Source organism: Actinomadura sp. NPDC047616 (assembly GCF_040642915.1).
Classification (GTDB): Bacteria; Actinomycetota; Actinomycetes; order Streptosporangiales; family Streptosporangiaceae; genus Spirillospora; species Spirillospora miaoliensis.
Window position 1 is genome coordinate 456150 of the sequence record NZ_JBEYTB010000006.1, and the last position, 10286, is coordinate 466435.

Here is a 10286-nt window from a genome sequence, read left to right on the forward strand (position 1 = left end):
CTCGGCGCGGCCGTCCGTGAACGCCCCACGTCAGATGGCGAACGTGGCCGTCAGATTATGCGCTGGTGACCGGTGGTCCGGGCGCGGGCGGGCGCGGCGGCGCGGACGCGGGAGGGGGGTTTCGGTCAGCCGAGGGCGGCGCTGATGCGGTCGGCGTCGTAGAGGCGCTCGTGCACCAGCAGGGCGGCGCCGATGGTGCCCGCCCGGTGGCCGAGCGTGGTGGGGACGATCTGCAGGTCGCGCGAGGCGAGCACCTGCGCCCGCTCGTACACCACCTCGCGGATCCCGGCCAGCAGCGGCTCGCGGGCCTCGGCGAGGTTGCCGCCGACGACGATGTGGGACGGGTTGAACAGCCCCACCACGTCGGCGAGCGCCTCGCCGATCAGCCGTCCCGCCTGGCGGACCAGCCGGACGGTCTCGTGGTCGCCGCGCCGGGCCAGCCGGGCGATGTCCTGGCTGGTGCGCACGTCGTACCCGCGCTCCACCAGGCGGCGGCGAATCGCCCAGCCGCCCGCGGTCGCCTCCAGGCAGCCGCGGTTGCCGCAGCGGCACGGCTCGTCGGTGCCGCGGCGCAGGTGGCCCAGGTCGCCGGCGGCGCCCTGCGCGCCCCGGTAGATCTCCCCGCCCACGATCAGCCCGGCGCCGATCCCGATGCCGATCTTGACGACGACCATGTCGGGATGGTCGTGCCCGCCCGCCTTCTGCTCGCCGAGCGCCATGATGTTGACGTCGCGGTCGACGACCACCGGGACCGGGTCGGCGGCCCCCGGCGGCAGCGCGCGGGACAGCCGCTCGGGCACCGACACCCCGTCCCAGTCGGGCATGATCGGCGGGCTGACCAGCCGTCCGGTGGCGGTGTCCACCGGACCGGGCACGCCGACGCCGACGCCGCGCACGTCGGCGGCTTCGCGCCCGACGCGCGCCAGCAGCCGCGCGAACGCCTCGGTCACCCAGGCCAGCACCGCGTCGGGGCCGTCGGCCACGTCCAGGTCGGCCTCGGTCTCGGCGAGCACGTGCCCGCCGAGGTCGGTGACGGCGACGCGGGTGTGGCTGCCGCCGATGTCGGCGCCCAGCAGCACCCCGGCGTGCCGGTTGAAGGCGAACGTCTCCGGCGGGCGCCCGCCGGTGGAGCCCGCGTCCCCGGCCGGGACGATCAGCCCGGCCTCCAGCAGGGCGTCCAGCCGCTGCGCCACGGTGGACCGGGCGAATCCGGACAGCCGGACGAGGTCGGCCCGGGTGCTCGCCCGGCCGGTGCGGATGAGGGTCAGCAACGTCCCGGCACCGGCGCGCGGCACCGCCGCTCGGTTCTTGACCACCCGTCCAGGTTACTTTTGTTTGTCAATCACCATAAGTTTGTCTAGCGTCGTACAGAAGCGCGGGGAGGGCAGATGACGCAGGACCTGGATCGGGCGGCGGTCGACGTGGCGCGGGTGCTGGCGCTGGACGTCGTGGAGGCCAAGGGCAACGGCCACGCGGGCACCGCGATGGCGCTGGCGCCGGTGGCGCACGTGCTGTTCCAGGAGATGGTGCGGCACGACCCCGCCGACCCCGGCTGGCGGGGCCGCGACAGGTTCGTGCTGTCGGCCGGTCACGCGAGCCTGCTGCTGTACATCCAGCTCTTCCTGACCGGCTACGGCCTCACCCTCGACGACCTGCGCCGGACCCGCGCGTTCGGGTCCCGCACCCCCGGCCACCCCGAGTACGGCCACACGGCGGGCGTGGAGATGACCACCGGCCCGCTCGGCCAGGGCGTGGCCACGGCGGTCGGCATGGCGATGGCGCTGCGGCACGAACGCGCCCTGCTCCAGGCCGGCGCCCCGTTCGCCGACCGGACGGTGTGGTGCGTGGCCGGCGACGGCGACCTGCAGGAGGGCGTCAGCGCCGAGGCGTCCTCGCTGGCGGGCACGCTCGGCCTCGGCGAGCTGGTCGTGGTGTACGACGACAACGGCATCAGCATCGACGGCCCCACGTCGCTGTCGTTCACCGAGGACGTCCCGGCCCGCTACCGCGCGTACGGCTGGCACGTCCAGGTCGTGGACGACGGCGACGACCTCGACGCCCTGCGGGCCGCGCTGGCGGCGGCCCGGGACGAACGCGACCGCCCGTCCCTGGTCGCCGTCCGCACGGTGATCGGCGGCCCGGCCCCCACCCGCGGCGGGACGGCCGCCGCGCACGCCGGTCCGTTCGGCGCCGACGAGACCGCCGAGGTCAAGCGGCTGCTCGGCATGGACCCGCAGGCCTCCTTCGCCGTCCCCGAGCACGTCCTCGACCACACGCGGGCGGCGCTGGAACGCGGCGCCCGCCTGCGCGCCGACTGGGACAAGGCCCACGCCGCCTGGCGCGCCGCCGCGCCCCTCGACCTGGTCGACCTGGACGAACGGCTGGCCACCGGCACGCTCCCGTCCGGCTGGGCGGATCTGCTGCCCGCGCCGGGCGACGGCCCCCAGCCGACGCGCAAGGCCGGCGGGGCCGTGCTCGCCGCGCTCACCGAGCACCTGCCCGAGATCTGGGGCGGCTCGGCCGACCTGTCGGAGTCGACGAACGTCGCCTTCCCCGGCCGCCGCCCGTTCTCCGCCGCCGACCCGGCGGGGACGACGCTGCACTTCGGCATCCGCGAGCACGCCATGGCCGCGATCCTCAACGGCATCGCCCTGCACGGCGGGTTCCGCCCGTTCGGCACCACCTACCTGGCGTTCTCCGACTACCTGCGGCCCGCGCTGCGGCTTGCGGCGATGATGCGGCTGCCGGTCACGCTGGCGTTCACCCACGACTCGGTCACGGTCGGCGAGGACGGACCGACCCACCAGCCCGTCGAGCAGCTGTGGGGGCTGCGCGGGGTTCCGGGGCTGGACGTGGTGCGCCCGGCGGACGCGGCGGAGACGGTCGCCGCCTGGCGGCGCGTGCTGGAGCGGGCCGACCGGCCGGTGGCGTTCGCGCTCGGCCGTCACCCCGCGCCCGCCCTCGACCACGGCGGACAGGACGCGGCCGGGGACCTGGCGGCCGACGTGGCGCGCGGCGGCTACGTGCTGGCCGACGCCCCGTCCCCCGACGTGCTGATCATCGCGACGGGGTCGGAGGTGGCGCTCGCCGTCGAGGCCCGCGACCGGCTGGCCGCCGACGGGATCGGCGCCCGCGTGGTGTCGATGCCGTGCCTGGAGTGGTTCGCCGAACAGGACGAGGCGTACCGCGACGCCGTCCTGCCGCCCGACGTGCCCGCCCGGGTCAGCGTGGAGGCGGGCGTCGCCCAGGGCTGGTGGCGCTACCTCGGCACCCACGGCGAGGCCGTGTCGGTCGAGCGGTTCGGGCTGTCCGGGCCGGGCGACCGGGTGCTCGCCGAGCTCGGCGTCACGGTCGACGCCGTGGTCGACGCCGCCCGCCGCTCGATCGCCCGCGCCCGGCGCGGACGCTGATCTCGGGGACGCTGATCACGCCGGCGGCTTGGCCGGCTCGGCCGGACGGGCCTGCGGCTCGGCAGGCCGCCGGGTCCTGCCCGGCAGCAGGAACAGCGCCAGCACCGGCACCAGGTACAGCGACCACACGACCACCTGCAGCACGGTCGGGTCCGGCTGGAAGTTGACGGTGCCCTTGAGCAGCGTGCCGTACCAGCTGCCCGGCGGGATCGCGTCGCTGACGTCGAACGCCTTGGTGCCGAGGCCGGGCAGGAACCTGGCCTCCTGCAGGTCGTGGAACCCGTAGGCCAGCACCCCCGCCGCCACGACGACCAGCATCGCGCCCGTCCAGGTGAAGAACCGGCCCAGGTTGATCCGTACGGCGCCGCGGTAGAACAGCCAGCCCAGCACCACGGCCGTGGCCAGCCCGAGCAGCGCGCCGACCAGCGGGCGCACGCCGTCACCGGTCGCCTGCACCGCCGACCAGATGAACAGCGCGGTCTCCAGGCCCTCCCGGCCCACCGCCAGGAACGCCGTCACCACCAGCGCGCCGGTGCCCATGACCAGCGCCTGGTCCAGCTTGCCGTGCAGCTCGGACTTCAGGTGCCGGGCGGTGCGGCGCATCCAGAACACCATCCAGGTGACCAGGCCCACCGCGATGATCGACAGGGTGCCGCCGAGGAACTCCTGCGCCTCGAACGTCAGCGTGGTCGACCCGTACTGCAGGACCGCGCCGAACGCCAGGGCCACGGCCACCGCGATCGCCACGCCCGTCCAGATGGGACGCAGCGCGTCCCGGCGGCCGGTCTTGACCAGGTAGGCGACCAGGATGCACACGATCAGGCTGGCCTCCAGGCCCTCGCGCAGCCCGATCAGGTAGTTGGCGAACATCAGGAGAACAGCTCCTTGCCCCACCAGCCGGCCGCGTCCCGGACCCCGGGCGGGATCGCGAAGACCGCCGAGCCGACATGGCGGATGTACTCGTTCAGGGCGTCACTTCGCGCCAGGCGCGTCTGCACCGGCAGGAAGCCGCGGCGTATGTCGCGCTGGTAGGCCAGGAAGAACAGCCCGGCGTCCAGCCGTCCCAGCCCGTCGGTGCCGTCGGTGTACGAATAGCCGCGGCGCAGCATCCGCGCGCCGCCGTTGCTGTCGGGATGCGCCAGCCGCACGTGCGCGTCGGCGGGCATCGCGTTCAGGTCCGGCTCGTCGTGCTCGCGCCGCGCGCCGTACGGGGCGCCCTCGCCCTTGGTGCGGCCGAAGATGTCCTCCTGCTCCTTGAGCGGGGCGCGGTCCCACGTCTCGATGTTCATCGCGATCCTGCGCGCGACCAGGTACGAGCCGCCGACCATCCACGCCGGGCCGTCCTGCGGCCGCACCCACACGTGCTCGTCGAGCGCGGCGGTGTCGGTGCCGGAGATGTTGCGGGTGCCGTCCTTGAACCCCATCAGGTTGCGGGGGGTGTGCGCGTCCGGGGTGGTGGACGACGTCTTGCCGAACCCCAGCTGCGACCAGCGCACCGACACCTTGCCGAAGCCGATGCGCGCCAGGTTGCGGATCGCGTGCACGGCCACCTGCGGATCGTCGGCGCACGCCTGCACGCACAGGTCGCCGCCGCCGCGCGCCGGGTCCAGCGCGTCGCCCGGGAAGGGGGGCAGGTCGATCAGCGCGGCCGGGCGGCGGGCGGCCAGGCCGAACCGGTCCTTGCCGTCCTTGGTGAACAGGGTCGGGCCGAACCCGACGGTCAGCGTCAGCCGGGACGGCCTGAGGCCGAGCGCCTCGCCGGTGTCGTCCGGCGGCGCCTCGGGCAGGCCCCCGACCGCGCCCTCGCCGACCGGCTCCCCGGCGGTCATCCTCGCCGCCGCCCGCGTCCACTCCCGCAGCAGGGAGATCAGCGCCTGCCGGTCGTCGGTGGTGACGTCGAACGCGGCGAAGTGCAGCCGGTCCTGGACGGGCGTGGCGATCCCGGCCTGGTGCGTCCCGTAGAACGGCACGGCGTCGCCGGAGTCCGGCTCGTCGCCGCCGAGGCCGATCGCGGCCGCCGCGGCGCCGCCGGACGCGGTCACGCCGAGGGCCAGGCCGGCGCCGCCCCAGCCGAGCAGCGCGCGCCGGGAGACCCTCGCCGAAGGCGGTGCGGTGTCAGCGCTCATCGGACCGGCCCCCTCACCCGGCGACGGCGGCGGCGAGCTTGGACAGCGGTTCGGCCAGCGCGTTGACACCGTCCGACAGCTTCTTGCGGTCGTCCTTGCCGACGGTGTCGTAGGGGACGAAGCCGTCGGGCGACCCCTTGTCGCGGTGGTCGTCCAGCAGCCGGAACAGGGCGGCGAACCGCTCGTCCAGCTCCTTGGCCAGCGCCGGGTCCTTCTCGGCGGCCACCGGCTTGAGCAGCTCGTAGGACTTCTGCGCGCCCTCCACGTTGGCGTGGAAGTCGGCCAGGTCGGTGTGGCTGTAGCGCTCCTCCTCGCCGGTGACCTTGCCGGTGGCGACCTCGTCGAGCAGTTCCTTGGCGCCGTTGGCCATGCCGGTCGCGGTGATGTCGGCGGTGCCGACGCGCCGCTGCCAGTCCTTCAGGTCGGCGACCAGCCGGTCGGCGAGCTTCTTCTCCTCGTCGCCGATCCTGCCGTCCTGCCACAGCGCCTTCTCCAGGCGGTGCCAGCCGGTCCATGCCTGGCCCTGTTCGAGGCCGTCCTCGCGCACGTCGACCTTGGGGTCGATGTCGCCGAACGACTCGGCGACCGGCTCGGTGCGCTCCCAGCCGACGCGGGAGACGGCGTAGGTCCTCTTGGCCCGCGCCACGTCGCCGGCCTTGACGGCGGCGGCGAACTTCTCGGCCTTGGGCAGCGTCTCGTCGGCCTGCGCCTGGACGTACCGGCGGTACTCGGCGATGGCACGATCCAAACGCGGATCACCCGCCCGCGCCGCGCCCTGGCCGGTGGCGGTCACCTTCTGGCGGATGCCGTCGCCCTGCATGCCGGGCTTGCACGCGATCTCGTACGACCCGGCCTTCACCTCGGCGGTGATGTCGGCCCGGGTGCCGGGGCCGATGTTCTCGCGCTCGGTGACGATCCGGTCGCCGGGAGCGTAGACGTAGACCTCGGTGACCTTGGCCCCGGTGTTGCGCACCGCCAGCTTCACGTGGCCCGCCGGGAACGTTGTGCGCGACACCTTGCACTCGGTGTCGCTCGCGGTCACCTGGATCGCCTCCGATCCGCCGCCTTCGCCGTGTTTCTCGGTACAGCCGGGGACGGTGGCGAGGGCCACGGCCGCGGTGACGGCCACCGCGGCGCCACGGGGCAGACGGACGGCTTTCATGGTCGGCTCCAGGGAAGTCGAGTCCTCACTGAGCCTCGTCGCTGGGACCAAGGCCGACCTAATTTAACTTAGCCTCCCCTAACCCGCCATGGGGCCCTCCGTGATTCCGCTCTCACCGCTGACCAGCCAAGATGATCAACTTCGTCACCCGCCGTCAGTGGCCGTCGCGGGCCGTCAGCGGCCGTGCGCGGTCACAGGTCGGCGAGGACGCCCTCGATCAGCGCCGCGGTGTCGCCCGGCACGCACGCCTGCGCGCACAGCGCGTCCATGGTGCGGCCGTACAGGTCCAGGTCGACGCGCCGCTCCAGGTACGCGGCGTTGTCGAGCTGCTCCAGGTACACCACGTCGGGCAGGTCGGGCTCCTGGAAGCGCAGGATGGTGAACGGGCCGCCCGGCGCGCTCACCCCCCGGTCGAACGGCAGGATCTGCACGGTGACGCTCGGCAGGGCGCTGACCTCCAGCAGGTGTTCGAGCTGGCCGCGCAGCACCGCGACGCCGCCCAGCCGCCGCCGCAGCGCCGCCTCGTCGATCACCGTCCACAGCTTGGGCGCGTCCGGCCGGGTCAGCAGCCGTTGCCGCGCCGTCTCCAGGCAGACGCGGCGCTCCAGCTCCTCCTTGGGGGCGTGGGGATGGCGCAGCCGCGCCACGGCGCGGGCGTAGTCCTCGGTCTGCAGCAGGCCGGGCACGAACTGCGTCGCGTACGTGCGCAGCCGCACCGCGGCCTCCTCCAGCCCCACGTACTGCTCGAACCAGCTCGGCATGATGTCGCCGTACGGCTGCCACCACTGCGGCTCGTTGGCGCGCCGCACCAGCGACAGCAGCCCGGCCCGCTCGGCGTCGTCGACCACCCCGTACATGGTCAGCAGATCGGCCACGTCGCGCTCCTTGAAGCCGACCCGGCCGAGTTCCAGGCGGCACATCTTCGACACCGACGCGCGGATCGCGTACGCCGCGTCGTCACGGCTGATCCCCGCGGTCTCGCGGAGGCGGCGCAGCTGCGCGCCGAGCAGCACGCGCAGCACCGTGGGGCCGCCGCGGGAGGACGCGAACAGGGGACTCACCGGCCGGCCGGCCGCCGACTGGGCCATGGTCATCGCGCTCCTCGACCCCCGGCCACCCGCGCGCACCCGGCCGGAATCGCCAAATCTGAGATTCTCGTGCGCCGGCCAATCCTAGTCCGCGGCCACGCCGAGATCATCCGGTGAATGCGAACGGTTTTCCTGGAGCGTTCCGGAACGGTGCGGCCAAAGATCGTCACGGCTCCGCTCCGGACGGTGATCCTCGCATGTGAACGCATTAGCTAAACGTCTCGATCGGCGACCTCGCCACGGGGGTGATGACACGAAAAGGGCCCGCATCGTGCCGGCCGGCACGATGCGGGCCCTTTTCACGTGGCCCGGGAACGACGCCCTCGGACGTCAGTCCTTGTTGAAGTTGACCGCGCCCTCGATCGGCGGCGGGCTGTCGGGCACGCCGGACGGCTTCGGCACACCCCGGAAGGTGAACTTGGCGTCCTCGCCCTCACCTTCCACGCCCACGATCACGATCTGCCCGGCCTTGAGCTCGTGGTAGAGGATCTTCTCCGACAGGGTGTCCTCGATCTCGCGCTGGATCGTGCGGCGCAGCGGACGCGCGCCCAGCACGGGGTCGTAGCCGCGGTCGGCGAGCAGCTGCTTGGCCTCGGGCCGCAGCTCGATGCCCATGTCCCGGTCGCGCAGCCGCTCGTCCACCTTGGCGATCATCAGATCCACGATCTGGATGATCTCCTTCGGGGTCAGCTGGTGGAACACCACGGTGTCGTCGACACGGTTGAGGAACTCGGGCCGGAAGTGCTGCTTGAGCTCCTCCTGCACCTTCGCCTTCATCCGGTTGTACGACCCCTGGTCATCGCCCTGGCGGGCGAAACCGACCGAGACGCCCTTGGAGATGTCCCGGGTGCCCAGGTTGGTGGTCATGATGATGACGGTGTTCTTGAAGTCGACCACCCGGCCCTGGGCGTCGGTGAGACGTCCTTCTTCCAGGATCTGCAGCAGGCTGTTGAAGATGTCGCCGTGGGCCTTTTCGATTTCGTCGAACAGCACGACCGAGAACGGCTTGCGCCGCACCTTCTCGGTGAGCTGGCCGCCCTCCTCGTACCCGACGTAGCCGGGCGGGGAACCGAACAGCCGCGAGACGGTGTGCTTCTCCATGAACTCGCTCATGTCCAGCTGGATGAGCGCGTCCTCGTCCCCGAACAGGAACTCCGCCAGCGTCTTGGACAGCTCGGTCTTACCGACACCCGACGGGCCGGCGAAGATGAACGAGCCGCCGGGACGCTTGGGGTCCTTCAGCCCGGCGCGGGTACGGCGGATCGACTGCGACAGGGCCTTGATCGCGTCGTGCTGGCCGATGACGCGCTTGTGCAGCTCGTCCTCCATGCGCAGCAGCCGCGAGGACTCCTCCTCGGTCAGCTTGAACACCGGGATGCCCGTGGCCGTGGCCAGGACCTCGGCGATCAGCTCCTCGGTGACTTCGGCGACGACGTCCATGTCGCCGGCCTTCCACTCCTTCTCCCGCTGCGCCTTCTGGGCGAGCAGGCGCTTCTCGCGGTCGCGGAGGGCGGCGGCCTTCTCGAAGTCCTGGGCGTCGATCGCCGATTCCTTCTCGCGGCGGACGTCGGCGATCTTCTCGTCGTACTCGCGCAGGTCCGGCGGTGCGGTCATGCGGCGGATCCGCATCCGCGACCCGGCCTCGTCGATCAGGTCGATCGCCTTGTCCGGCAGGAACCGGTCGGAGATGTAGCGGTCGGCGAGGCGGGCCGCCGCCTCCAGCGCGCCGTCGGTGATGGAGACGCGGTGGTGGGCCTCGTAGCGGTCCCGCAGGCCCTTGAGGATCTCGATGGTGTGGCTGAGGGAGGGCTCGGCGACCTGGATCGGCTGGAACCGGCGCTCCAGCGCGGCGTCCTTCTCCAGGTACTTGCGGTACTCGTCCAGCGTGGTGGCGCCGATGGTCTGCAGCTCGCCCCGCGCCAGCATCGGCTTGAGGATGGACGCGGCGTCGATCGCGCCCTCGGCGGCGCCCGCGCCCACGAGCGTGTGCAGCTCGTCGATGAACAGGATGATGTCGCCGCGGGTGCGGATCTCCTTGAGCACCTTCTTCAGGCGCTCCTCGAAGTCACCGCGGTAGCGGGAACCGGCCACCAGGGCGCCCAGGTCCAGCGTGTAGAGCTGCTTGTCCTTGAGGGTCTCGGGCACCTCGCCCTTGACGATCTTCTGCGCCAGGCCCTCCACCACGGCGGTCTTGCCCACACCGGGCTCGCCGACCAGCACCGGGTTGTTCTTGGTGCGGCGGCTCAGCACCTGCATGACCCGCTCGATCTCGGTGTCACGGCCGATCACCGGGTCCAGCTTGCCCTCGCGGGCGGCCTGCGTGAGGTTGCGGCCGAACTGGTCCAGCACCGCCGACGTCGCGGGGGCGGGCTCGCTGGCGCCGCTCGACCCCGACGGGCCCTTGTCCTGGTAGCCGTGCAGCAGCTGGATCACCTGCTGGCGCACCCGGTTCAGGTCCGCGCCCAGCTTCACCAGCACCTGCGCCGCGACACCCTCACCC

The 10286-nt window shown here is 72.8% G+C and carries 7 protein-coding genes; 1 reads left to right on the forward strand and 6 read right to left on the reverse strand.

From position 1 onward, the window contains the following. Nucleotides 1–125: 125 nt before the first annotated feature. On the reverse strand, nt 126–1316 hold the full coding sequence (locus ABZ801_RS17910) for an ROK family protein (protein ID WP_360698874.1): 1191 nt from the start codon (nt 1314–1316) through the stop codon (nt 126–128). A 72-nt stretch (nt 1317–1388) separates the two neighbouring features. Between ABZ801_RS17910 and tkt the strand changes: the two genes are divergently transcribed. Beyond that, nucleotides 1389–3410, forward strand: a complete 2022-nt coding sequence (gene tkt / locus ABZ801_RS17915; protein WP_360698876.1) for a transketolase — start codon at nt 1389–1391, stop codon at nt 3408–3410. Between the two features lie 15 nt (nt 3411–3425). On the opposite strand, the gene efeU is transcribed toward tkt, so the two are convergent. The 5 genes from efeU to ABZ801_RS17940 all read right to left on the reverse strand — a co-directional run. Then, nucleotides 3426–4280: an iron uptake transporter permease EfeU gene (gene efeU / locus ABZ801_RS17920; protein ID WP_360698878.1), complete on the reverse strand. Its 855-nt coding sequence runs from the start codon at nt 4278–4280 to the stop codon at nt 3426–3428. Continuing rightward, nucleotides 4280–5536 (reverse strand): iron uptake transporter deferrochelatase/peroxidase subunit, encoded by a 1257-nt coding sequence (gene efeB / locus ABZ801_RS17925; protein ID WP_344953097.1) that lies wholly within the window; start codon nt 5534–5536, stop codon nt 4280–4282. The genes efeU and efeB overlap by 1 nt, the downstream gene beginning before the upstream one ends. A 13-nt stretch (nt 5537–5549) precedes the next feature. Continuing rightward, complete coding sequence (gene efeO / locus ABZ801_RS17930) at nt 5550–6698, reverse strand: iron uptake system protein EfeO (RefSeq protein ID WP_360698880.1); 1149 nt, start codon at nt 6696–6698, stop codon at nt 5550–5552. A 191-nt stretch (nt 6699–6889) separates the two neighbouring features. Beyond that, nucleotides 6890–7792: a helix-turn-helix transcriptional regulator gene (locus ABZ801_RS17935; protein ID WP_360698882.1), complete on the reverse strand. Its 903-nt coding sequence runs from the start codon at nt 7790–7792 to the stop codon at nt 6890–6892. 324 nt (nt 7793–8116) lie between these two features. After that, the coding region (locus ABZ801_RS17940; protein WP_360698884.1) for an ATP-dependent Clp protease ATP-binding subunit at nt 8117–10286 on the reverse strand (2170 nt) is incomplete at its 5' end.